The 23,116-nt window shown below is 53.3% G+C and carries 23 protein-coding genes and 1 tRNA gene (1 of these 24 cut by a window edge); 16 read left to right on the top strand and 8 right to left on the bottom strand.

Features of this window, described 5'->3' with window-relative positions; translation table 11 throughout:
• Positions 1–2,122 carry the 5' portion of a DNA gyrase subunit A gene (gyrA, locus tag GXP70_RS00820; protein WP_162354740.1) on the bottom strand. Its footprint begins 365 nt before the window's first position, so only the first 2,122 of its 2,487 coding nucleotides appear in the window; the start codon lies at positions 2,120–2,122; its stop codon lies off the left edge, out of view.
• Positions 2,123–2,510: 388 nt separating this feature from the next.
• Between gyrA and GXP70_RS00815 the strand changes: the two genes are divergently transcribed.
• Positions 2,511–3,263 (top strand): YheC/YheD family protein, encoded by a 753-nt coding sequence (locus tag GXP70_RS00815; RefSeq protein WP_162354739.1) that lies wholly within the window; start codon positions 2,511–2,513, stop codon positions 3,261–3,263.
• Positions 3,264–3,333: 70 nt separating this feature from the next.
• On the opposite strand, the gene gyrB is transcribed toward GXP70_RS00815, so the two are convergent.
• The 6 genes from gyrB to dnaA form a co-directional block, all read right to left on the bottom strand.
• Positions 3,334–5,244, bottom strand: coding sequence for a DNA topoisomerase (ATP-hydrolyzing) subunit B (gene gyrB, locus GXP70_RS00810; RefSeq protein ID WP_162354738.1), 1,911 nt, complete (start codon positions 5,242–5,244; stop codon positions 3,334–3,336).
• 101 nt (positions 5,245–5,345) lie between these two features.
• Positions 5,346–5,594, bottom strand: a complete 249-nt coding sequence (remB, locus tag GXP70_RS00805; protein WP_162354737.1) for an extracellular matrix regulator RemB — start codon at positions 5,592–5,594, stop codon at positions 5,346–5,348.
• A 34-nt stretch (positions 5,595–5,628) separates the two neighbouring features.
• Positions 5,629–6,738: a DNA replication/repair protein RecF gene (gene recF, locus GXP70_RS00800; RefSeq protein WP_162354736.1), complete on the bottom strand. Its 1,110-nt coding sequence runs from the start codon at positions 6,736–6,738 to the stop codon at positions 5,629–5,631.
• Between the two features lie 45 nt (positions 6,739–6,783).
• On the bottom strand, positions 6,784–6,999 hold the full coding sequence (gene yaaA / locus GXP70_RS00795) for a S4 domain-containing protein YaaA (protein WP_162360240.1): 216 nt from the start codon (positions 6,997–6,999) through the stop codon (positions 6,784–6,786).
• 16 nt (positions 7,000–7,015) lie between these two features.
• Positions 7,016–8,158: a DNA polymerase III subunit beta gene (gene dnaN / locus GXP70_RS00790; RefSeq protein WP_162354735.1), complete on the bottom strand. Its 1,143-nt coding sequence runs from the start codon at positions 8,156–8,158 to the stop codon at positions 7,016–7,018.
• Positions 8,159–8,511: 353 nt separating this feature from the next.
• Positions 8,512–9,864 (bottom strand): chromosomal replication initiator protein DnaA, encoded by a 1,353-nt coding sequence (dnaA, locus tag GXP70_RS00785; protein WP_162354734.1) that lies wholly within the window; start codon positions 9,862–9,864, stop codon positions 8,512–8,514.
• Positions 9,865–10,503: 639 nt separating this feature from the next.
• On the opposite strand from dnaA, the gene rpmH reads away from it, so the two are divergent.
• From rpmH to GXP70_RS00725, 12 genes are all read left to right on the top strand, one after another.
• Entirely contained in the window at positions 10,504–10,638 is a 135-nt protein-coding gene (gene rpmH, locus GXP70_RS00780) for a 50S ribosomal protein L34 (protein ID WP_161743866.1), read from the top strand.
• A gap of 81 nt (positions 10,639–10,719) precedes the next feature.
• Positions 10,720–11,067, top strand: coding sequence for a ribonuclease P protein component (rnpA, locus tag GXP70_RS00775; protein WP_162354733.1), 348 nt, complete (start codon positions 10,720–10,722; stop codon positions 11,065–11,067).
• A gap of 192 nt (positions 11,068–11,259) precedes the next feature.
• Positions 11,260–11,979 carry a YidC/Oxa1 family membrane protein insertase gene (locus tag GXP70_RS00770; RefSeq protein ID WP_225442817.1) on the top strand — a complete coding sequence of 240 codons (720 nt, stop codon included), beginning with the start codon at positions 11,260–11,262 and terminating at the stop codon, positions 11,977–11,979.
• Positions 11,976–12,701, top strand: a complete 726-nt coding sequence (gene jag / locus GXP70_RS00765) for an RNA-binding cell elongation regulator Jag/EloR (protein WP_162354731.1) — start codon at positions 11,976–11,978, stop codon at positions 12,699–12,701. Before GXP70_RS00770 ends, jag begins: the two co-directional genes overlap by 4 nt.
• Before the next feature lie 150 nt (positions 12,702–12,851).
• Complete coding sequence (gene mnmE / locus GXP70_RS00760; protein ID WP_162360239.1) at positions 12,852–14,231, top strand: tRNA uridine-5-carboxymethylaminomethyl(34) synthesis GTPase MnmE; 1,380 nt, start codon at positions 12,852–12,854, stop codon at positions 14,229–14,231.
• A gap of 31 nt (positions 14,232–14,262) precedes the next feature.
• The gene (gene mnmG, locus GXP70_RS00755; protein WP_162354730.1) at positions 14,263–16,152 is read left to right on the top strand and encodes a tRNA uridine-5-carboxymethylaminomethyl(34) synthesis enzyme MnmG; all 1,890 of its coding nucleotides are present in this window, start codon (positions 14,263–14,265) and stop codon (positions 16,150–16,152) included.
• Between the two features lie 2 nt (positions 16,153–16,154).
• A complete protein-coding gene (gene rsmG / locus GXP70_RS00750) occupies positions 16,155–16,877 on the top strand; it encodes a 16S rRNA (guanine(527)-N(7))-methyltransferase RsmG (RefSeq protein ID WP_162354729.1) in 723 nt (240 codons plus the stop codon).
• 161 nt (positions 16,878–17,038) lie between these two features.
• Positions 17,039–17,866, top strand: a complete 828-nt coding sequence (gene noc, locus GXP70_RS00745; RefSeq protein ID WP_162354728.1) for a nucleoid occlusion protein — start codon at positions 17,039–17,041, stop codon at positions 17,864–17,866.
• A 250-nt stretch (positions 17,867–18,116) separates the two neighbouring features.
• Entirely contained in the window at positions 18,117–18,890 is a 774-nt protein-coding gene (locus GXP70_RS00740) for a ParA family protein (protein WP_162354727.1), read from the top strand.
• A complete protein-coding gene (locus tag GXP70_RS00735; RefSeq protein WP_162354726.1) occupies positions 18,871–19,725 on the top strand; it encodes a ParB/RepB/Spo0J family partition protein in 855 nt (284 codons plus the stop codon). Before GXP70_RS00740 ends, GXP70_RS00735 begins: the two co-directional genes overlap by 20 nt.
• A gap of 100 nt (positions 19,726–19,825) precedes the next feature.
• On the top strand, positions 19,826–21,001 hold the full coding sequence (locus tag GXP70_RS00730; protein WP_162354725.1) for an aminotransferase class V-fold PLP-dependent enzyme: 1,176 nt from the start codon (positions 19,826–19,828) through the stop codon (positions 20,999–21,001).
• A 29-nt stretch (positions 21,002–21,030) separates the two neighbouring features.
• Positions 21,031–21,525: a DUF4446 family protein gene (locus GXP70_RS00725; protein WP_162354724.1), complete on the top strand. Its 495-nt coding sequence runs from the start codon at positions 21,031–21,033 to the stop codon at positions 21,523–21,525.
• Here the strand turns inward: GXP70_RS00725 and yyaC are convergent.
• Complete coding sequence (yyaC, locus tag GXP70_RS00720) at positions 21,497–22,090, bottom strand: spore protease YyaC (protein ID WP_162354723.1); 594 nt, start codon at positions 22,088–22,090, stop codon at positions 21,497–21,499. The two genes, GXP70_RS00725 and yyaC, sit on opposite strands and share 29 nt — an antisense overlap.
• 167 nt (positions 22,091–22,257) lie before the next feature.
• Between yyaC and GXP70_RS00715 the strand changes: the two genes are divergently transcribed.
• The 3 genes from GXP70_RS00715 (at position 22,258) to GXP70_RS00705 (ending at position 22,955) form a co-directional block, all read left to right on the top strand.
• Complete coding sequence (locus GXP70_RS00715; protein WP_225442616.1) at positions 22,258–22,497, top strand: putative Se/S carrier protein; 240 nt, start codon at positions 22,258–22,260, stop codon at positions 22,495–22,497.
• A gap of 52 nt (positions 22,498–22,549) precedes the next feature.
• Positions 22,550–22,789 (top strand): DUF951 domain-containing protein, encoded by a 240-nt coding sequence (locus GXP70_RS00710; protein WP_162354721.1) that lies wholly within the window; start codon positions 22,550–22,552, stop codon positions 22,787–22,789.
• A gap of 75 nt (positions 22,790–22,864) precedes the next feature.
• A tRNA-Ser gene (locus GXP70_RS00705) sits at positions 22,865–22,955 on the top strand.
• The last annotated feature ends 161 nt before the right edge of the window (positions 22,956–23,116 follow it).

Below are 23,116 nucleotides of genomic sequence, written 5' to 3'. Positions count from 1 at the left end.
TGCTCTCCGGAACAACGACGTCCATGCCGATAACCTCATCCTCATCATCGGAGTTGATGCCTTTAACCCCTGTCGCCGAGCGTCCCATCGGACGGACGTCCTGCTCCGAGAATCGAATGGACATGCCTTGGCTTGTTCCCATGATGATTTCTTGATTGCCGTCCGTCAGCTTGACCCCGATCAGGTCGTCGTCCTCGCGCAGGTTAATCGCGATCAGGCCGACTTTGCGAATGTTCGCGTAATCATCGAGCGGCGTCTTCTTGACGATGCCATTCTTCGTCGCGAAGAACAAGTAACGATCCGGCTCGAACGATTCGACCGGAATAACGGCGTTGACCGTCTCGCCCTGCTCGATTTGGAGCAGATTGATAATTGGCGTTCCCCGCGCGGTCCGGCTCAGATCCGGAATCTCATAGGCCTTCAGCCGGTACACCTTGCCCTTATCCGTAAAGAACAATAGGTAATGGTGCGTGTTGGAAACGAAGAGATGCTCGACGAAGTCGGTATCTTTCGTATCCATGCCGATGACGCCTTTGCCGCCCCGCTTCTGGCTGCGGTACGTCGTAACCGGCAGTCGCTTGACGTAGCCGGAATGCGTAACCGTAATGACGACGTCCTCGCGCGGGATCAGATCCTCGTCGAGAATCTCGTCCTCGCTCGTCATCAGCTCCGTACGGCGCTCGTCGCCGAACTTCTCTTTCACTTCCTCAAGCTCGTCGTTGATAATTTGAAGCACAAGCTGCTCATCGGCCAGAATCGCTTTGTACTCGGCGATTTTGCGCAGCAGCTCGGCGTACTCGGCTTCGATCTTGTCGCGTTCCAGTCCGGTGAGTCGCTGCAAACGCATGTCCAGAATCGCTTGCGCCTGATCGAAGCTGAGGCCGAATCGGGAAATCAATCCTTCGCGCGCTTCTTCCGTCGTCTGCGAGGCCCGGATCAGCCGGATAACCTCGTCCAGATTATCGAGCGCGATGCGCAAGCCTTCCAGGATATGAGCGCGGGCTTCGGCTTTCTTCAGATCGAATTCCGTACGGCGGCGAATGACTTCAACCTGATGCTCCAGGTAGTAGTAAAGGATGTCGCGCAGATTGAGCGTGCGCGGCTCGCCCTTCACGAGCGCCAGCATATTAAAGCCGAAGTTCATCTGCATCTGGGTGTGCTTGAACAGGTTGTTCAGCACCACCGTCGGCGTCACGTCGCGGCGCAGCTCGATAACGACCCGCATGCCGTTGCGGTCGGACTCGTCGCGCAGGTCCGTAATGCCTTCGATCTTCTTCTCGCGGACAAGCTCGGCGATCTTCTCGACCAGGCGCGCCTTGACGACCTGGTAAGGCAGTTCATGCACGATAATGCGCGCTTTGCCGCCATTCTCCTCGATCGTCGCGCGGGCCCGCATCGTCACGGAGCCGCGTCCCGTCGTATACGCCTGGCGCATGCCTTCCCGGCCCATCACGAAGGCAGCCGTAGGGAAATCAGGACCTTTGATGTACTCCATCAGCTCGATCGGCGTAATGTCGGGCTGGCGGATCATTGCCTGAACGCCGTTAATGACTTCGGTCAAGTTATGCGGCGGGATGTTCGTCGCCATGCCGACCGCAATGCCGGTCAGGCCGTTAACAAGCAGGTTTGGAAAACGCGCGGGCAACACGGTAGGCTCTTGCTCTTCGCCGTCGTAGTTGGGCGCGAAATCGATGGTCTCCTTGTTGATGTCGCGCAGCATCTCCATTGCGATCTTGGATAGCCGCGCCTCCGTATAACGCATCGCCGCCGCCATATCGCCGTCGATCGAACCGAAGTTGCCGTGGCCGTCGACAAGCATGTAGCGAAGCGAGAAGTCCTGCGCCATCCGTACCATGGTCTCATATACTGCAGAATCGCCGTGCGGATGATACTTGCCGATGACTTCGCCGACGATTCTGGCAGATTTCTTATAAGGCTTGTCCGGCGACATGCCGAGCTCCGACATCGCGAATAGAATCCGGCGATGCACGGGCTTCAAACCGTCGCGTACGTCCGGCAGCGCGCGGCTGACGATGATACTCATTGCGTAATCCATGAACGACTCGCGCATCTCGGTGCCGATATCGCGATCCCGCACTTGCTGGCTGTTCTCTTCTGCCATCGTAAACCTCCTAGAGTTTGCTTATGCTTAAGCTTCTCAATGACGCTGCCATCGCATCATTGACGAGCTGGAATAATCGACAAACAATACTGGTATCCTTATAGTTTCGGCTCATTCTCGCTATCCTTAAACGTTTGCAAACCCGAAACTTGCCCGAATCGCGTTCCTTCTCCCAAATCTTCGTCGGCCTGGGTGAATACACGCTCCAAATCCGAATTTCCGCCATAGACTAACATGGTTATGCGGTCATATAAACCGTCGAATAACGTCGGAATACGGCAAATCCTAAAAATAGGCATTATCTCTATTATACCATTGATTTCAGACCGTGTCTCCTGCGGGAACGGTATTCCGTTACCCGATCGTCAACATGAAAGGTGGGGCCACGTTGGCCATCCAGCGCGTGAAAAGCAAATGGGCAAAAACGAAAGTGCTGCTGCTTTCGGAGACGCTGCGCGAGCGGATTCCGGTTACAAAGCGCTGGCAGATTCAGCAGCTTGCGGCCATGCTCGACGAACATGGCATGGTGTACGTCAAGCCGGACCAAGGGACGTTCGGACTAGGCGTCGTTCGAGTTGAGAAGGTGTCGGACGCCGAGTACACCTATCAATCGGGCACGCTTTTGCAGCGTTTTCCTTCCTTCGACAAAATGGCTTCCTCGCTGCAAAGCCGTATCGGAAGCCGCGCTTATTTGATTCAACAGGGGATCCCGCTCCTGACCTATGAAGGATTGCGCTTCGATATCCGCGTCATGGTGCAGCAGAACCCGAGCAAGCAATGGGAAACGACCGGCATCATCGGCCGCCTCGGCCATCCGCAGAAGATCGTCACGAATTACCACAGCGGCGGCGTTATTATGGCGTTCGATCAATTGATGCAGCCGTACATGTCGCCAACGCAAACGGACAGCTACAAAATATGGATGGCCGACATCGGCGCGTCCGTCGCGCTTCAGCTGCAGACCCGCTATCCGCGGCTGAAGGAGATCGGGATCGATGTCGCGATCGACGAATCGTTCCGTCCCTGGATCCTGGAGGTCAACACGCTGCCGGATCCGTATATCTTCCGCAAGCTGAACGATAAATCGATGTTTCGGCGGATACGCCGCTGCTGTCTGGCTTACGGCAGGCGCATGAAATAACGACAAGCCGCCCGGTTGCCGGACGGCTTGTTACTTGAATCATGCATCCCGCTCTAGGGCGAGACCGCAATTAAATATCGAGGTTCTTGACAAATTTCGCGAACTCTTGGATGAACTCGCGGCGCGGCTCCACGTTGTCGCCCATGAGCGTTTCGAAGATGTTGTCGGCTTCGATCGCATCCTCGATCGTCACCTGGAGCATCGTCCGGCTCTCTGGATCCATCGTCGTCTCCCACAGCTGCGAAGCGTTCATCTCGCCGAGACCTTTGTACCGCTGTACGTTGACCTTGGCTCCCTCGCCGAATTCGGCGATGACGGCATCGCGTTCCTTCTCGCTTTGCGCATAGCGGACCACTTTGTTCCGTTCGATCTTGAAGAGCGGCGGCTGAGCGATATACACGTAACCGGCCTCGATGATTTTCCGCATGTAGCGGAAGAAGAACGTCAGCAGGAGCGTGCGGATATGCGCGCCGTCAACGTCGGCATCCGTCATGATGATGACTTTGTGATACCGCGCCTTGGAGAGGTCGAAATCATCGGCAATGCCCGTTCCGAGCGCCGTTATAATGGCGCGGATCTCCGTATTCGACAGAATCCGATCCAGACGCGCGCGCTCGACGTTGAGGATCTTACCCCTGAGCGGCAAAATCGCCTGGAAGTGGCGGTCGCGGCCCTGCTTCGCGGAACCGCCCGCAGAGTCGCCTTCGACGATGTAGATCTCGCTGATCGAAGCGTCGCGGGACGAACAGTCGGCGAGCTTGCCCGGCAATGCGCTGACTTCCAGCGCGCTTTTGCGGCGGGTCAGCTCGCGGGCTTTGCGCGCGGCTTCGCGGGCGCGGGACGCCGATAACCCTTTCTCGACGATTTTCTTCGAGACAGCCGGGTTCTCATCCAGAAACTCCTGGAACTTCTCGGCGAAGAACGATTCGACGATACCGCGCACCTCGCTGTTGCCCAGCTTCGTCTTCGTTTGACCCTCGAACTGCGGCTCCGGGATCTTGACGGAAATAATCGCCGTCAGCCCCTCGCGGACGTCATCGCCGGAAAGATTGGAGTCGCTGTCTTTGATGGCGTTCATTTTGCGGGCGTATTCGTTGATGATCCGCGTGAGCGCGCTCTTGAAGCCGGATTCGTGCGTGCCGCCTTCATGCGTATTGATGTTGTTGGCGAACGAATAAATATTCTCGGTGTAGCTATCGTTGTATTGCAAGGCAACCTCGACCTGTATATTGTCCTTGGAGCCTTCCACGTAGATGGGCGCTTCATGCAGCGCCTCGCGGCTCCGGTTCAAATACTTGACGAATTCGATGATGCCGCCTTCGTATTTGTACGTGTGGGATACGCCCGTGCGCTCGTCGGAGAGCGCGATTTCGATGCCTTTATTCAAGAAGGCCAGCTCGCGGATCCGCGACTGCAGCACTTCGTATTCGTACACGAGCGTCTCGGTGAAGATCTCGCTGTCCGGCTTGAACGTCGTCGTCGTACCGGTTTCGTCCGTTTCGCCGATCACTTGCAGGTCGTATTGCGGAACGCCGCGGCGATACTCTTGGCGATGAATCTTGCCTTCCCGCTTGACGGTTACTTCGACCCATTCCGACAAGGCGTTCACGACAGAGATGCCGACGCCGTGCAAACCGCCGGATACTTTGTAGCCTTCGCCCCCGAATTTGCCGCCCGCATGAAGCACGGTCATAACGACTTCAAGCGTCGACTTCTTCAGCTTGACGTTCTCCCCGACCGGAATGCCGCGCCCGTTATCGATAACGGTGATGCTGTTATTCTCGTGAATGATAACCTCGATGCGCGTGCAGAAGCCTGCCAGCGCCTCGTCAATGCTATTATCAACGACTTCCCATACGAGATGGTGAAGTCCTTTGCCGCTAGTGGAGCCGATGTACATCCCCGGGCGTTTGCGTACGGCTTCCAGCCCCTCCAGAACTTGAATCTGGCTTTCGTCATACGTATGCTGATTCGATGTCATGCTGGGTTTCACTGCTCCTCTCAACTGCCCTGGTCGCGAACTTCCGCTGCTCGGGCCTGCATCCTACTTGCCATTTTGCATCCTGAATGCCCGTTAACCCTCTAACTAGTCGCAAAATGGTGCGATCGTTTCTTCAGCGTTGAGGACGAGATGGGCGAATAATAGATTTTCTGCTCGGTGACAACGATCGATTTCGCTTCTTCTTCCCCTATGATTTCAACGTCCTTCCGCTTGCGGGCCTGCGCGACGAATTGCTTGGAAAGCTTGGAGGACTGCTCGATTGAAATGTCGAAAATCGCCACGAGTTCCGCGGCGCGAATAATCTTCTCTCCGCCTAAATGGATATACATAAAACCAACCCTCCGCTTCTTCGTCACTTGCGTATTACGGCACCACGCATCCGTTCTGGACCTTGTAGATCCGCGCGTCATGCAGCTTGCCGGTATTCACGCTCTCGAGTCCCGTCGTCGTTATGAACGTTTGCACTTTGCTCTGAAAGGTTTCAATCAGCTGCGTCTGCCGGTGCTGGTCGAGCTCGGACAATACGTCATCGAGCAGCAGCAGCGGGTACTCGCCGATTTCTTCGTGAATGAGTTCGATCTCGGCCAATTTAAGCGAAAGCGCGGTCGTTCGCTGCTGTCCCTGCGAGCCGTAAACCGACGCTTCCTTGCCGTTGATAAAAAAGGCGATGTCATCACGATGAGGACCAACGAGCGTCATCCCGCGACGAAGCTCCTGATCCTTGACTTGTGATAACTTTATCATAAATTGCTCAAATAAAATAGATTCTTCTTCGGTCGCGTCGCTCTCGAAGGAGGGCCGGTACACGATGGTCAGCTCTTCGGACCCGGCCGTGATGCCGGCATGGATCGACTGTGCCCACCGCTGAAGCTTCTCTATGAAGTTTTGCCTTTTTTTCACAATTTTAACACCGTATTCGGCAAGCTGCATGTTCCATACTTCCATCATCGCCGGATTGGCGCTTCCGGGCAGCGTTGCCTTCAAGTAATTGTTGCGCTGCTGCAGCACCTTATGGTACTGCCCGAGCGCATGCAAATAACCGGGCTGCACCTGGCCGATTTCCATGTCGAGAAACCGACGGCGCACGCCCGGCGTGCCCTTCACAATCTCTAGATCCTCCGGCGCGAACATGACGACGTTCAGCGAACCGACGAAATCGCTCAGCTTGCGCTGTTCCAGTCCGTTGATCCGCGCTTTCTTCCCTTGCTGGGACAGCGCGAGATCGAGCGTCACGGTGCCGTACCGCTTCTCGACCTCGCCCCGGATGCGGGCTTCGCTCGACTGCCAGCCGATAAGCTCCTTGTCTTTGCTCGTCCGGTGCGACTTCGTCAAGGCAAGCACGAGAATCGCTTCGAGCAAATTCGTCTTGCCCTGCGCGTTGCGCCCGACGAACAGATTCACCTGGCTGTCCGTCGTCAGTTCAATCTGTTCGTAATTGCGGTAATTGTGCAGCTGAATGGATTGTAATCGCACTGTCAGGCCTCCCGGTCATCGCCGGCAAAACAGCATCTTGCCGCATTACCGTTTCACAATCGTAAACACGCCATGTCCCTTGATGTCAACCTTGTCGCCGACATAAAGCTTGCGTCCGCGGCGGTTGTCCGGCTCCCCGTTAACGACAACCTCATTCTCTTGCAGGAAAAACTTCGCCGCGCCCCCGGTATCGATGCAGTCCGATAGCTTCAAGAACTGGCCGAGCGCAATGTATTCCGTCGAAATGCCAATTTCCTTCATCATGTTATCTCCTCGTTCAACCCGTCGTCCGATACGGCAGGATGAGATGCAAGCTGTGCGAATGATCGGTCGGCTTGATAATGATCGGGCTCATCGAACCGGTGAAGCCGATGAATAAATATTCACTATCGATGACCTTCAGCGTATCGAGCATATATTTGGAGTTGAAGGCGATGCGCAGCTGCTCGCCCGTCATTTCTTTCGCTTCCAGCTGTTCCGTTACGCGGCCGAGCTCCGTCGAGCTGGACGAAATTTCGATCGTTCCGTCCTCGGACGTGACGAGGCGGACGATGTTCGTTTTCTCTTCGCGCGACATCAGGTAGGCCCGGTCGATCGCGTCGGTTAATTTTTTTGTCGGCAGGACGAGTTCTGTTTTGAAATGCTGCGGAATAATCTTGGAAGTATCCGGATACGTGCCGTCCAGGATGCGGGAATAGAACAGCACGTGACCGACTTTGAACAGCACTTGATTGTCCGCGACGACGATATCCACATGTGTATGATCGTCCGGCACGATTTTCGACAGCTCGTTCAGCGTCTTGCTCGAAATCACGACATTGGAGAACCGGTAGCCTTCTGGCGTATCGATCGACGCGATGCGGCTGGCGAGCCGATGACGGTCCGTCGCGACGAATTTCAGCTGGCCTTCCGCCAAATTCCACAGCGTTCCCGTCAAAATCGGCGTTTGTTCGCTGGTCGACGCGGCGAAAACGGTCTGGCGGATCATCGATTTCAGCAAATCGCCGGGAACGGCAATCGATTCGCTTTGTTCGATAGTCGGCAAGACCGGGAATTCTTCCGGATCCAGGCCAACCATCTGGATATCCGTGGAACCGGAGCGAATCATCGTTTGAAACTGTTCTTTTACTTCGATTTCGAGATCGTCGGAAGGCAGCTTCTTGACGATTTCGACGAAAAATTTAGCCGGCAGCACGACGCTGCCCGGTTTCTCGACTTTCGCGATCACGAACTCGCCGTTCTCGACAGGAATAAAGCTTTGAATGGAAATGTCCGTATCGCTAGCGGTTAATGTAATGCCTTGGTGATTGACGTCGATTTTGATGCCGCCGAGAATCGGAATGGCCGGTCGTGCCGACGATGCCTTGGATACTTGTTGAATCGCGTCGTTCAGCTGGTCTTTGCGGATCGTTAATTTCATGAATCGTCACTCCTAAAGGGCAGGGATCACGGCTGCGGAAGCGGTGTCGTTATCACCCGTATTTTGATGATGAATGTTTTAAAAAAAGTAGTAGAAGTCGTAGTAGGGGCGCTGAATATGTGGATAAGTACAATTAACACGGATAAAGCAAGCCTATCCACATGTGTATAGCGTGTGCATAGGCTTGCCGGTTAAATGTTGAAGACGTGAATAACTTTCAGATACAAGCGCGTATTAATTGTCGAGTTATACGCAATCTCGTAACTCTCCGGAATGAATCGCGCGACGCCGCCAAAACCGGCGTCAGCCGTTTCGCCTTGGACAGCGTTATCCATCGTTCTTCTTATTCATATTCAGGTATGGTTCTTGATCTTCTCCGTCAGCGTCTGAATGATCTTGAACAGCTCCGCGTCGGCTTTCAGCTGCTGCGTGATTTTCTCATGGGCGTGAATGACGGTCGTATGGTCGCGTCCGCCGAACGCCTCTCCGATCTTGGGAAGCGAGTAATCCGTCAGTTCCCTGGACAAGTACATCGCGATCTGCCTTGGGAAAGCGACGGCCTTCGTCCGTTTGCGCGCCTTGAACTCCTCCAGCTTCAGCCCGTACAGCTCCCCGACCTTTTGCTGAATGTCCTGCATCGTGATCATTTTCGGCCTGCTTGTCGGAATGATGTCCTTCAACGCCTCGGCCGCCAAATGCGACGATATATCCTCGTTAATGAGGGAGGAGTAAGCAACGACCCGAATGAGCGCGCCTTCCAGCTCGCGGATGTTCGTGTCGATCTGGCTCGCGATGTAGACCATCGCTTCGTTCGGAATGTCGAGGTTCTCCGCCTTCGCCTTCTTCCGCAAAATGGCGATCCGCGTCTCCAGGTCCGGCGGCTGAATATCCGTAATCAAGCCCCATTCGAACCGCGAACGCAGCCGTTCTTCAAGCGTCGGAATTTCCTTGGGCGGCCGGTCGCTGGAAATGACGATCTGCTTGCGTTCCTCGTGCAAGGCGTTGAACGTATGGAAAAACTCTTCCTGCGTCTGTTCTTTGCCGGCCAGAAACTGAATATCGTCGATGAGCAGTACGTCGATGTTCCGGTATTTGTTCCGGAAGCTCTCGCCGCGGTTGTCCCGGATGGCGTTGATGAATTCATTGGTAAACTTCTCCGAAGACAGGTAAAGCACCCTCGTATTGGGATTATGCTCTAAAATATAATGCCCGATCGCATGCATGAGATGCGTCTTGCCAAGGCCGACGCCGCCATAGAGAAAAAGCGGGTTATACGCTTTGGCCGGCGCTTCGGCGACGGCCAGGGACGCGGCGTGCGCGAACCGGTTGTTGGCGCCGATGACGAACGTATCGAACATATATTTGGGGTTGAGCATATGCGTGTAAGGCTCTTCCGGTCCGACTTGCACCGGCGGCAGCACGACAGGCTGAATCTCGGCCGGTTCGGGCGGTTTATTCTCTTCGATTACGAATTTAATGTCGTATTGACGCCCCAGGAATTCCTGCAGCGTTGTCCGCACAAGCTTGGTATACCGGCTTTCGAGCCATTCGGCGGCGAAAGTCGTCGGCGCTGTCACGACAACCACGGAATCTCCGCTAATTGAAGCTTTCGTGGCCTTAAACCAAGTATCGAAGCTCGGCTTGCTAAGCTTGGTTTGAATGATAGACAGCACCTGTTGCCACATTTCGTGCGTATGGCTATCCACAAATGGTCACTCCTTATCCAAATCGCCGAAAACGGCGCTATCCTGCTGAAAATGTCGAATTCGTGGAATTCGTCCGCAATTGCGTCCACAGTATTAAGGGATGGAAAACGAAACTTATCAAAAGGGGATGAATGTTGTTCACATTGTTATCCACAGGCTGTTAATAATTTTGCGGGGGGATTGGAGTCATCCACACAGAAAACATATCCATCATAGCAAAATAACCCTTGATATTCAACGATTGCGGCCATTTTATCCACAAATTCAATAGGTTGTGTATAAAACTTATTGACAACACTAGATATTGTTAATATCTTGTTACCAGTTCGACATAATCCGGGAAAGTGCGATAAATTCATCCACATGTTATTAATTCGGCGGCGCCAGCGTGTCTACCGTTAGTTTATCCACAGTTTGAATTTGCCAGTCGTGCCGGCAGCCGTTTGGCAGGAGCGATGGTTGACTTTTGGGTGCCTGCATGGTTAAATAAAAAAAGGCGTTTTTTTCGGAGAATGCTCATCGTTCGATTTTTCTTATCGACCTTGCAGCATCCTCGTAAAGGAAAACCGGCGATCGCTAATCGTACTGACGATAAGAAATAGCATGACGATTGAGTACGGATAGGAGGTGCAAGGATCAATGAGACCTACATTTAAACCGAATGTAAGCAAACGCAAGAAAGTTCATGGTTTCCGTAAACGTATGGCTTCCGCTAATGGACGTAAAGTGCTGAGCGCCCGTCGTAAGCGGGGAAGAAAAGTACTGAGCGCGTAATTTTAAAGACCACTTTACGTGGTCTTTTTTTCATTTATATAGGCGATACTATTCGTATTAAAGGTTCGGTGAGGATGCGCCGTGCAAAAAAAGCTGCGTTTGCGTAATCGCGAAGATTTCAGCCGGATCTACCGAAACGGCAAATCGTTCGCCAACAGCCAGTTCGTCGTGTACTGGTCCCGCCAGCATAAAGCGGAACCGTTCAGGCTCGGCGTCTCGGCCAGCAAGAAAATCGGCAATGCCGTCGTGCGCAATCGCATGAGAAGGCTTGTGAAAGAGATCGTTCGCCACCAGGCGGGCAAGATCTCCGAACAGCTCGATTTCATTCTGATCGTACGCAAGCCCGCCGTCGGTCTGGGCATTAAGGAACTTGAGAAAAGCGTGCTCCACGTCTTGAAGCGGGCAGGGCTCCTGAAACAGAATCGCTGAGCCTTGAAATCGCTTTACCGGGGATGCAGGCTTGTTTCTTTGTACCATAATATGTGATATAGTTTACGTGTATGATTTTGCAACGACTGCGCCGACGATCGGCCAGCGCTTATGGTGCTCAGAGAGGAGATTTACATGTTGTCCCGTATTTCGAAAAAAACATGGTTAACGGCAGCTTCATTAATTGCCGTGATGTTAATCTTGAGCGGTTGTTCGTCTTCCCATACGCCTGTTTCCGTGGATGATTTGTCGCACGGCAACTTCTGGCAGCGGAATGTCGTTTACTACTTCTCGCAGGCACTCGAACATTTCGCGAAATGGTTCAACGGCGAGTACGGCATCGCGATCCTGCTGATGGTGGTTATCGTACGGACGCTGATTCTGCCGCTGACGATTAAGCAGTACAAGAGCTCGAAGGCTATGCAGGCTTTGCAGCCGGAACTGGCGAAATTGAAAGAGAAGCACAAGGACAACCCGCAGAAGCAGCAGGAAGAAACGATGAAGCTGTTCCAGCAGCATAAGGTTAACCCGCTTGCCGGATGTTTGCCGCTGCTCGTTCAGATGCCCGTGTTCATCGCACTGTATAATTCGATCTATATGAATGAAAACATTCGTGAGCATACATTCCTCTGGCTGCAGCTTGGCGAGAAGGACCATACGTACATCCTGCCGATTCTGGCAGCGCTGACGACGTTCATCCAATCGAAGATGATGTCGTCCCAGCAGAAGACAATGCCTGCCATGCAGGGCATCATGCTGATCTTCCCGGTTCTGATCTTCGTCATGGCGATCAGCTTCCCGTCGGCGTTGCCGCTGTACTGGATCTTCAGCAACACGTACACGATTGTGCAAAACTACTTCCTTTACGTCCGAAATTCATCGAAGACTAAGGAGAGTGTCCCTGCGAAATGAAGAAAATCATAGCATCGGGCAAAACGATCGAAGATGCTGTACGACAAGGCTTAACGGAATTGCAAGTATCCGCGGAACGCGTGAACGTGACCGTGCTGGAGAAGCCGAGCAGGGGGCTGTTCGGTTTGATCGGAGGACGAGCGGCGAAAGTCGAGCTCGTTCTTATTCCGGAGGCGGCGCAGCAGCCTGCGGTTTCGGTGTCGGCCGTTTCGGCCGCTTCCGCTCCGAAGGCCGATGCGCCGGCCCCGGCCGTGAAAGATGCAAAGGATGGGAAAGATGCGATCCTTGAAACGGAACGATTCATTATTGAAGTGGCAAGAACGATGGGACTGGATATTACGATCGCTCGTCACGATTCAAGGGATGGATTGGTTCTCGCATTATCCGGCGGCGGAGATCTCGGCATGCTGATCGGCCGTCGCGGCCAAACGCTTGATGCTTTGCAATATTTGGTCAACATCGTGGCCAACCGTTATTCCAACAGCCATTTGAGAATCGTGCTCGATGCCGAAGATTTTCGCGATCGCAGACGCAAGACGCTTGAAGATTTATCGGATCGCCTGGCAGGGCATGTCATCCGGACCCGCAAAGAGGTCGTCCTGGAGCCGATGGCGCCCCATGAACGCAAAATTATTCATTCGCAGCTTCAAAACCATGCGAAGGTGAAAACATTCAGCAAAGGAGACGAGCCTAACCGGCGCGTTGTCATTACGCTGAAGTAACGATGCATAAGGTTGGATTCCGGCAATGGCTCCTGTGGTCATTGCCCGTTTTTTAGGCGATAAAACCTACCTCTAAACGCGGTCGCTCGTCTCGATTGGCCGCGATAGGGGTTTTCTCATTTTGTGACAAGTTAAGAGGGAATGATCATGATGATGCAAGACACGATTGCCGCCATTTCGACAGCTGTCGGGGAGGGCGGCATTGCCATTATCCGCGTCAGCGGACCGGATGCGGTGAAGGCTTGCGCGGCTGTATTTCGCTCGAAGTCGAATATTGCCGATGCCGACACGCATACCGTACACTATGGCCATATCGTAGATCCGTACTCCGGCGAAACGGTCGAAGAAATTCTGCTTACGGTGATGCGCGGACCGCGTTCATTCACGGCGGAGGATGTTGTCGAACTGAGCACCCATGGCGGCGTGGTAGCCGTTAAGCGCGTGCTGGAGCTGCTGCTGCGTTCCGGCGAAGTCCGGCTCGCGGAGCCAGGCGAGTTCACGAAGCGGGCGTTCCTGAACGGGCGGATCGATCTTACGCAAGCGGAGGCGGTCATCGATCTGATCCGCTCCAAGTCGGACCGGGCGTTCACGGTGGCGCTGAAGCAGGCGGAGGGCATGCTGTCCAAGAAGGTGAAGGCGCTGCGGCACGGGTTGATCGAGCTGCTTGCGCATATCGAAGTCAATATCGACTATCCGGAGCATGATGTGGCGTCGATGACAAGCGCGTACATCCGGGAACGGTGCGGAGAAGCGTGCACGGAAATCGATCGGATGTTAAAAACGGCTGCGGAAGGCAAAATATTACGAGAAGGCATCGTCACGGCCATCGTCGGACGTCCTAATGTCGGCAAGTCATCGCTGCTGAATGCGCTGGTGCAGGAGAATAAGGCGATCGTGACCGACATTCCGGGAACGACGCGGGACGTGATTGAAGAATATATTACGCTTGGCGGCATTCCGCTGCGGCTGCTCGATACGGCGGGCATCCGCGAGACGTCCGACGTCGTGGAGCGGATCGGCGTCGAACGCTCGAGAACCGCGCTGGAAGAAGCGGATCTCATTCTGTTCGTGCTGAATGCAAACGAGCCGCTGCATCCCGACGACCGCGAACTGATGGAGAAGCTGAACAATCGGCCGGTCGTGGTGCTGCTGAACAAGACGGACTTGCCGGTCGTGCTGGATACGGCTGAGATCGAGGATCGCTTCCCGGCGGAGTCGATTGTCCGGATGTCCGTATTGACGGAGCAGGGGCTTGACGAGCTGGAACAGGTGATCAAGCGGATGTTCTTCGGCGGCGAGCTGGAGTCCGCGGATTTGACGTACGTCAGTAACGTTCGGCATATTTCCCTGCTCCGTCAGGCGCGTCAATCGCTAGTGGACGCGATGGAAGCGACGGAAATCGGAATTCCGATTGATATTGTGCAAATTGATGTGCGAACGGCTTGGGAGCAATTGGGCGAAATGATAGGCGATTCGGTAGCTGAGTCATTGATCGATCAAATTTTCTCTCAGTTCTGTTTAGGTAAATAATATTGTCCGATGGGCAAGGAGGGATAGAGAAATGGGATACCATGCAGGTGATTTTGATGTAATCGTTGTAGGCGCCGGTCATGCGGGCTGCGAAGCGGCACTGGCATCGGCCCGTATGGGCGCAGAAACATTGCTGCTGACGATTAATTTGGATATGGTGGCGTTCATGCCGTGCAATCCGTCGATCGGCGGGCCGGCCAAAGGGCATGTGGTACGGGAGATCGATGCGCTTGGCGGCGAGATGGGGCGCAATATCGACAAAACGTTCATTCAAATGCGGATGCTGAATACGGGGAAAGGGCCAGCTGTTCATGCTTTGCGCGCGCAAGCCGATAAATTTCTATATCAGCACTTCATGAAGCAGACGATCGAGGAAACCGATCATTTGACGCTTCGTCAAGGCATGGTGGATGACCTTATCATTGAGGATGGCGCCTGCACGGGGGTTATCACGAAGACGGGCGCGGAGTACCGGGCAAAAGCGATTGTCGTGACGACGGGGACCTATTTGCGCGGCAAGGTCATTATGGGCGAACTGATCTATGAGAGCGGACCGAACAACCAGCAGCCATCCATTAAACTGTCGGAAAGCTTGCGCAGCCTCGGCTTGCAGCTGGTACGATTCAAGACCGGCACGCCGCCGCGCGTGCACGGGGATACGATTGATTTCTCGAAGACGGAGATCCAGCCGGGAGACGAGAAGCCGAAGTTCTTCTCGTACGAGACGGAATCGTCCGATAATGAGCAGCTGCCCTGCTGGTTGACGTATACGTCGGAAGAGACGCATCGCATCATCAGCGACAATTTGCACCGCGCGCCAATGTTCTCCGGCGCGATCGAAGGAACGGGGCCGAAATATTGCCCGTCGATCGAGGATAAAATCGTTCGTTTCGCCGATAAGCCGAAGCATCAGATTTTCCTGGAGCCGGAAGGGAAGAATACGTCGGAATACTATGTCCAAGGACTGTCTACCAGCATGCCGGAAGACGTGCAGCTGAACATCCTTCGCTCCATTCCGGGATTGGAGAACGTCGAGATGATGCGTACGGGTTATGCCATCGAATACGATGCGGTCATTCCGACGCAGCTATGGCCGTCTCTGGAAACGAAGCTTGTACCCGGTCTGTTCACGGCAGGACAAATTAACGGCACGTCCGGTTATGAAGAAGCGGCAGGGCAAGGGATCATGGCCGGCATCAATGCTGCCCGCAAAGTACAAGCGAAGCCACCGGTGATCATCGATCGTTCCCAAGGCTATATCGGCGTACTGATTGATGACCTCGTGACGAAGGGGACGACGGAGCCTTACCGGCTGCTTACGTCCCGCGCGGAATACCGCCTGCTGCTTCGCCATGACAATGCAGATCTGCGTCTGACGCCTACCGGTTATGAAATCGGCTTAATCTCCGAGGCGCGTTACCATAAATTCACCGTCAAGAAAGCGCTGGTGGAGCAGGAGATCGAGCGGCTGAAGAACGTAAAGGTCCGCCCGGATGAAGAGGTGCTTGCACTGATGGAAGCGATCGGTACGGCGCCGCTCCAGCAAGCGACGGATGCCCTATCGCTGCTGCGCCGCCCGGAAGTGATGTATGAGCATATCGAGCGGTTGTCGCCATCGCCTGAAGCGCTGACGGATGATATGAAAGAGCAAGTGGAAATCCAAATCAAGTACGCCGGTTATATCGAGAAACAGCAAATTCAGGTGGAGCGGCTGTCCAAGATGGAGAAGAAGCGCATTCCGGAAGATATCGATTATATGGCGGTCACGAACTTGTCCAAGGAAGCGAAGGCGAATTTGTCTACGATCCGTCCGCTCTCGATCGGACAGGCTTCAAGGATCGGCGGCGTCACGCCGGCCGATATTTCCATCCTGCTTGTCTATTTGGAGCACTATAACAAGGTTGTAGCGGCACGGGGGTAAACATGAATTCGACTGAAACCTGGTTTGTGGAACGGCTTCAGGAGCAGGGGGTGGCGCTATCGTCGCTCCAGCTCCAACAGTTCCAGACCTATTATGAACTGCTCGTCGAGTGGAACGAGAAGATGAATCTGACGGGCATTACGGAACGGGAAGCGGTATACGAGAAACATTTCTTCGATTCCATATCGCTTTCATTCTTCGTGGATTTGAAGGATGTATCGTCCATTGCCGACATCGGCTCCGGCGCGGGCTTTCCCAGCCTGCCGCTCAAAATCTGTTTCCCACACCTGCGCGTAACGATTGTCGATTCGCTGAACAAACGGATTCAGTTTCTTCAGCATGTCGTGGAACAGCTCGGACTTCAGGACGTGACCTGCGTACACGGGCGTGCCGAAGATATTGCCCGATTGCCGGCTCACAGGGATCGGTATGAGTTGGTTACGGCAAGAGCAGTAGCGCGGTTAAGCGGATTAAACGAGCTTTGTCTCCCGTTTGCGCGCAGAGGCGGCGTGTTTGCCTCCATGAAGGGAGCCGACCCGGACGAAGAAGTGCAGGAAGCGAAGCGAAGCATAGCGGAGCTGAAGGGGAAGCTGACGAACGTCCATCATCTCAAGCTGCCGTTCGAGCAGTCTGACCGTCATATTATCGTGATCAGCAAGCTATCCGATACACCTGCGAAATACCCCAGAAAAGCAGGGCTGCCATTGAAGCAGCCGATCGTGTAGCAGAAGAGCCGCACAAACTTAAAATGTTTCACGTGGAACATAGGACAACGCGATATTTGTTCGAATTATGGAACTGTCAAGCAGGAAATCAACTTACAGCCGACGAATATTTAGTATAACGACAAACTCGGCACTTTGAAATCGGGTGGTATGTTGACGCTATGAAAGAACAATTTTCTCGTTTATTCGGTTTGGGCGATCAGAAGAACAATGCGCAAGACGAAGTGAAACAGATTCCGATCGCAGACGTAGATACCAGTCCTTATCAACCGCGGACGGTATTCGATGACGACCGTATTGAAGAGCTCAGTCAAACCATTCGGACGCATGGCATCATTCAGCCGATCGTTGTTCGGCTGCGTAACGGAAGGTATGAGATCATTGCCGGTGAGCGCAGGTACCGTGCCGTTAAAAAGCTGGGAATGGAAACCGTCCCTGCAATTGTCCGCGAGTTCAATGATTCGCAAGCGGCTTCGATTGCTTTGATCGAGAACCTTCAACGCGAAGGGCTCACTTCCATTGAAGAAGCGGTTGCTTATCAGAAGCTTATCGATCTACATAACTTAACGCAGGAAAGCTTGGCCCAACGTCTCGGCAAGAGTCAATCGACGATCGCGAACAAAATCAGGCTGCTTGGTTTAGGGGATACCGTGAAGAATGCGCTGATGGAACGTAAAATTACGGAACGTCACGCCAGAGCACTGCTATCTCTTAGCTCGGAAGAGTTGCAACTGAAAGTGCTAGACGATATTATTACTAAAGAGCTTAATGTGAAACAAACGGAAGCGAGAGTCGCCTTCTACAATGAAACGGTCAAGAATGCGGCTAAGAAGGCGAAACGGATATCGTTCACGAAGGATGTCCGGCTTGCGCTGAACACCATTCGCCAATCGATCGATATGGTGTCGGGTACCGGGATGCAGATTAAGACCAATGAACAGGATTTCGAAGACCATTATGAGATCGTCATCAAGATCCCTAAACGATAATAGCATCGCCGACAGCCGTCCATTACAGGGACGGCATCGTCATTTTGTCTATGGATTGGAAACATTTGTTTCCATAGCTGCGGTGATAGAGTAGTAGGGTCGCATTAAGGAATATAAGCCGTTATAAGTTGTCTATTTGTAATGAAGCTTGTATTTCTCCGGGATGAAGCGCACAACGCCGCCATATGGACGGCGCTAGCCGGTTCAACTTGTTCGGATTCAATAAGTTATCAGCATAGAGGTGAACAGTTTGGCGAAAACGATTGCAATTACGAACCAGAAGGGCGGTGTCGGAAAGACGACGACGTCCGTTAACCTTGGCGCTTGTCTGGCTTCTCTGGGTCGGAAAGTGTTATTGGTTGATATTGACCCACAGGGCAATACGACAAGCGGTATCGGAATCAATAAAGCGGACGTTGCGCATTGTATTTACGACGTGCTTATTAACGATGTGCATCCGAATGATGCGACCTGTCAGACGAATATCGAAGGGCTGAATATTATTCCGGCTACGATTCAATTGGCCGGTGCAGAGATCGAGCTGGTGCCGACCATTTCTCGCGAGCAGCGGCTTAAGAAGTCGCTTGCGCTTGTGAAGAATCAATACGATTATATTCTTATCGATTGCCCGCCGTCGCTTGGCATCCTGACGATTAACTCGTTGACGGCATCGGATTCCGTCATCATCCCCATTCAATGCGAATATTACGCGCTGGAAGGCTTAAGCCAGCTCTTAAATACAGTTCGTCTCGTGCAGAAGCATCTGAATACGTCGCTTCAAATTGAAGGCGTGCTGCTGACGATGTTTGATGCGCGGACCAATCTTGGCATACAGGTGATTGAAGAGGTCAAGAAGTATTTTCAACAAAAGGTGTATCAAACGATTATTCCGCGGAATGTGCGCTTGAGCGAAGCGCCGTCGCATGGACAATCGATTATTACGTATGACCCAAGGTCCAAAGGGGCAGAGGTGTATCTTGAACTCGCGAAGGAAGTGATCACGTATGAGCAAGCGGCTAGGTAGAGGACTCGATGCGCTTATTCCATCGCTTTCTGTCAGCGAGGAAGATAAAGTGATTGAAGTGCAGCTTGCGCAACTGAGAGCGAACCCTTATCAGCCTCGCAAAACGTTTGATGATGAAGCGATCAAAGAACTGGCCGAATCGATCAAGCAGCATGGCGTTATTCAGCCGATTATCGTTCGTACGGTTCTGAAAGGGTACGAAATCATTGCGGGTGAACGCCGCTTTCGGGCGTCTCAGCTTTGCGGCAATTCAACGATTCCGGCTGTCGTTCGTAATTTCTCGGATATGCAAGTCATGGAGATTGCTTTGATCGAGAACTTGCAGCGGGAGGATTTGAATGCAATTGAACTATCGCTCGCGTATCAGGCGTTAATGGATAAGTTCAACCTGACGCAAGAAGAACTGTCCATGAAGGTCGGCAAGTCGAGATCGCATATTGCGAATTTCCTCCGGCTGTTGTCGCTGCCGGAGCAGATCAAAGAAAATGTTTCACGTGGAACATTATCTATGGGTCATGCGAGAGCGATTGTAGGCGTGAAGGAAGATCGACGCAAGAAAGAATTGGCTGAGTTGACGATTGCGAATGAGTGGAGCGTCAGACAGCTGGAAGAAGCGATCAAGAACTTGGATCAACCTGCGCCGGCGAAGACCAAAGAGTCAGCCGCGAGCAAGAAGAAGGACCCTTATATTAATGAGGTGGAAGAGTCGCTTCGCGATCGATTCAAGACGACCGTCAAAATAAAGCAGCAAAAAGAGAAAGGGCGCATCGAGCTGATGTATTATAACAAGCAGGATCTGGAACGTTTGCTCGAGCTGCTGCAGAAATTATCGTAATCCAATACTCGCATTCTATATAGCATACTTGATGGCAGGATTTGAAGCAGTGCTGCCGATCGAGTATGCTATTGTTAGGATATAGAGGGAGGGCGAGAAGATGGCGGATAAGACGGATGAGAAGCCGTTCATATACCTGGATCATGCTGCCACGTCGTGGCCGAAACCGGCGGCGGTCATTCAAGCGGTTAAAGAAACGATGGAACGAGACAGTGCCAACCCGGGCCGTGGCAGCCATGCGATGGCCGTACGGGCAAGCCGCATCTTGTTCGATGCGCGCAAGTCGCTGGCTAAGCTGTTCAATGTCAAAAACCCGAACGATCTTGCGTTTGCGTTGAATACGACCATGGCATTGAATATGGCTATTAAGGGTCTTGTAAAGCCGGGCGACCATGTTATCGCTACCGCGGTGGAGCATAATTCCGTGCGAAGACCGCTGGAGTATCTGAAGCGACTCGGCATTATCGACGTTACGTATGTAGAGCCGGACGAGCAGGGACAAGTGGATGCGAAGGACGTTCAACTGGCGCTTAGGCCGAATACGAAACTGGTGGCTGTCAGCCATAGCTCCAACCTGCTTGGGTCGATCTTGCCCGTAGCGGACATTGGGGAAATAACAAGGCGAAGCGGCATTAAGCTGCTGGTGGACGCCGCGCAAACGGCGGGCATTATGGAAATCGATGTAGAAGGCATGGGGATTGACCTGCTTGCTTTTCCGGGCCATAAAGGGCTTCTGGGGCCGCAAGGAACCGGGGGGCTGTATATACACCCTGAAGTGGATTTGGAGCCTCTCCTGCACGGCGGGACGGGCAGTCAATCGGAGTCCATCGAGCAGCCTTCCGTGAGGCCGGACCGCTATGAGGCAGGGACGCAGAATACCGCCGGTATCAGCGGGCTCAGAGCGGGGGTACAGCATGTACTGCATGAGACCGTCCAAAAGATCCATAATAATGAGTGGGCGTTAACGCAGCGGATGATGGAAGGGTTAAGCGCGTTGGAGAACGTTCGTCTACTTGGGCCCGAACAGGGCAAGCCGAGAACGGGAATCGTGTCGTTCGTCATCGACGGCGCGGATCCATCGGAAATCGGGTTTATTCTGGATCAGCACTATAATATTGCGGTACGCACCGGATATCATTGTACGCCATTGGCGCATGGGACAGCCGGTACGCTGGAGACCGGAGCGGTTCGAGCGAGCGTGGGGTGCTTCACAACTTCGCAAGAGGCGGAGACCTTCGTGGAGGCTGTGAAAGAAATCGTTCGACATTACAGCTAAGAAGCACGGAATGGGAGAGAATCAAAAACATGGATCAATGGATTGAAAGGCCGTTCGATTGGGTCACGGTCGGACTGCTTGTCGTCGTCCTCTTGCTAATCATTCGCAATTTTGCATTGGGCAGCAAATTGAAGAAACTGAGGAAGAGCTACACGCAATTCATGAACGGAAACGGCGTGGAGGGATTGGAAGACATCATCATACAGATGAAGGAACGGCTGCAGCAGCAAGATGAGCAGCAACGCAGTCTGAAGCAAACGGTTAACGGGCTGAGCGAGACGTTGAGGAAGAAGAAGGGCAATATCGGCATTCATCGCTACAACGCTTTTGCGGAACGGGGAAGCGATCTGAGCTTCTCGGTTGCGCTCATTAATGACGAGAAAGACGGCATGGTGCTAAGCGGCATTCATGGACGCGATGAAACGTTCGTCTATGCGAAACCGCTAAAAGAGGGACAGTCGGCATATGCCCTGACCCCCGAGGAAATCGAAGCGATCAATCTGGCCTTGCAACAGGAAAAGTAGCCGGACGCGCGCACTTCATGATGGAAGCGAACAAGCTGTGCGCAATGATGTCGGACATGCGCATGACCAGATGAAGGCGAGTATTCTGCAAGACGAAATATTCCATGAACCCGCCCACGTTCACGATGCCGGTAATGTGAATGTCGCCGACGGGAGGAAGATCCTTGTTGACCCCTGCACCTGGCCGCACGGGGCCCGTGCCCACTTGGATGCAGCCGACGCTTGCGGCTTGACCGAGACAAGCATCGATGCCGATGACGAACGGCTTGCCGACATGGCGGTTAATATCCATCAACGTCTCATCCAGGTTCATCGCATGCACGGGCTCTTCGAGCGTGCCGTACAGATCGAAATACGGACTTCTGTATTTGCTTAGCGAGGTGCCGACGAGCGGGCCGAGGGAGTCGCCTGTTGAACGATCGGTGCCGACGCATACGACGACGATTCGGCGATCGGAAGATACGTTGTCGAGCAGATAGGTCATGCGATTGATAAGCAGTCCGGTGATGTTGGGCTCCGTATAAGGCACTTTGAGCGGCGTTTCTTTCATCCCTGGCAGTTTCATAGATTCCCCTCCCGCAAAGCTCTATGAATAATCGGCAGCGAAGCAGAACGCATCCGGATTAATAGAAGGCTGCTCTGACGCTTGGTTACTAGTATATGGATCGGACAACCATTTTATACTTGCCGCGGGAGGGAATCTTCAATAAAATCAGTCAGGAGGCGAGGGCCGTGCTGATCGCGTTCGACTCCACCCAGCAGGCGCTGCGAGCGGAGATGCTATTAGAATATGCGGAGATTGAAATAGATATCTGTCCGACGCCGAAGCAAATTACGGCCGGATGTGCACTATCAATTCATTTTCCCGAAGAAGATTTGGCCGCCGTTCACGAGGTGATCGTACAGGAGCGGGTAGAAATCCGAGGGATCTACAAGCAGGTGGCGGATCATTACGAGGCTGTCGAGATATAGAGAGCGAAGACAGCGGCCGTAGCGTATAACTGAAGAGGAGGAGCGGATCGAGATGGAGAGAAAGCAGTTCGAGCTGGGCGACATCGTGCAAATGAAGAAGCAGCATCCCTGCGGCACGAATGAGATGGAGATCATCCGCATGGGCATGGACATCCGCATCAAGTGCGTGGGCTGCAAGCACAGCGTGCTGATTCCGCGGGCGAAGTTCGAGAAAAACATGAAAAAGGTGCTTCGATCCGCCGCGGAACGGCAGCAAAAAGAGGGAGAAGAAGGGCCGTCGGCAGCGGAATAAAATATTTCAAAAAAGGCTTGCATTCGGACAAGTCCCGTGATAAGATAATCCTTGCTGACTGACAAACACACATATGGAGAGGTACCCAAGAGGCCCAAGGGGGCTGACTCGAAATCAGCTAGGCGTGTCACAGCGTGCGTGGGTTCGAATCCCACCCTCTCCGCCATTAACCCTTTCAAAGCACAAAGCGATCCGATGCGGATCGCTTTTTTTATTGTGCGCACCCGAAGGCAGGCAGCTCGATAAGAACATGTACGCTTTCGGCGGAAGTACAATGAAAGGGCACAAGCGGTACGGTGCACCTATCCGATGTCAATTGCCGGTCGC

It is taken from the genome of Paenibacillus lycopersici, from assembly GCF_010119935.1.
GTDB lineage: Bacteria > Bacillota > Bacilli > Paenibacillales > Paenibacillaceae > Paenibacillus_Z > Paenibacillus_Z lycopersici.
Note: the sequence above shows the minus strand (reverse complement) of the source record. Positions and strands in the feature narration are given on the sequence as shown.

What these genes read in the sequence shown, in the direction of transcription:
- rpmH (WP_161743866.1), top strand. Translation starts at nt 10,504, where the DNA reads ATGAGACCTACATTTAAACCGAATGTAAGCAAACGCAAGAAAGTTCAT.
- yyaC (WP_162354723.1), bottom strand. Translation starts at nt 22,090, where the DNA reads ATGAAACTGCCAGGGATGAAAGAAACGCCGCTCAAAGTGCCTTATACG.
- noc (WP_162354728.1), top strand. Translation starts at nt 17,039, where the DNA reads ATGAAAGAACAATTTTCTCGTTTATTCGGTTTGGGCGATCAGAAGAAC.
- dnaN (WP_162354735.1), bottom strand. Translation starts at nt 8,158, where the DNA reads ATGAAATTAACGATCCGCAAAGACCAGCTGAACGACGCGATTCAACAA.
- GXP70_RS00725 (WP_162354724.1), top strand. Translation starts at nt 21,031, where the DNA reads ATGGATCAATGGATTGAAAGGCCGTTCGATTGGGTCACGGTCGGACTG.
- GXP70_RS00710 (WP_162354721.1), top strand. Translation starts at nt 22,550, where the DNA reads ATGGAGAGAAAGCAGTTCGAGCTGGGCGACATCGTGCAAATGAAGAAG.
- yaaA (WP_162360240.1), bottom strand. Translation starts at nt 6,999, where the DNA reads ATGAAGGAAATTGGCATTTCGACGGAATACATTGCGCTCGGCCAGTTC.
- mnmE (WP_162360239.1), top strand. Translation starts at nt 12,852, where the DNA reads ATGATGCAAGACACGATTGCCGCCATTTCGACAGCTGTCGGGGAGGGC.
- rsmG (WP_162354729.1), top strand. Translation starts at nt 16,155, where the DNA reads ATGAATTCGACTGAAACCTGGTTTGTGGAACGGCTTCAGGAGCAGGGG.
- mnmG (WP_162354730.1), top strand. Translation starts at nt 14,263, where the DNA reads ATGGGATACCATGCAGGTGATTTTGATGTAATCGTTGTAGGCGCCGGT.
- GXP70_RS00735 (WP_162354726.1), top strand. Translation starts at nt 18,871, where the DNA reads ATGAGCAAGCGGCTAGGTAGAGGACTCGATGCGCTTATTCCATCGCTT.
- gyrB (WP_162354738.1), bottom strand. Translation starts at nt 5,244, where the DNA reads ATGACATCGAATCAGCATACGTATGACGAAAGCCAGATTCAAGTTCTG.
- GXP70_RS00730 (WP_162354725.1), top strand. Translation starts at nt 19,826, where the DNA reads ATGGCGGATAAGACGGATGAGAAGCCGTTCATATACCTGGATCATGCT.
- remB (WP_162354737.1), bottom strand. Translation starts at nt 5,594, where the DNA reads ATGTATATCCATTTAGGCGGAGAGAAGATTATTCGCGCCGCGGAACTC.
- jag (WP_162354731.1), top strand. Translation starts at nt 11,976, where the DNA reads ATGAAGAAAATCATAGCATCGGGCAAAACGATCGAAGATGCTGTACGA.
- GXP70_RS00770 (WP_225442817.1), top strand. Translation starts at nt 11,260, where the DNA reads ATGTTAATCTTGAGCGGTTGTTCGTCTTCCCATACGCCTGTTTCCGTG.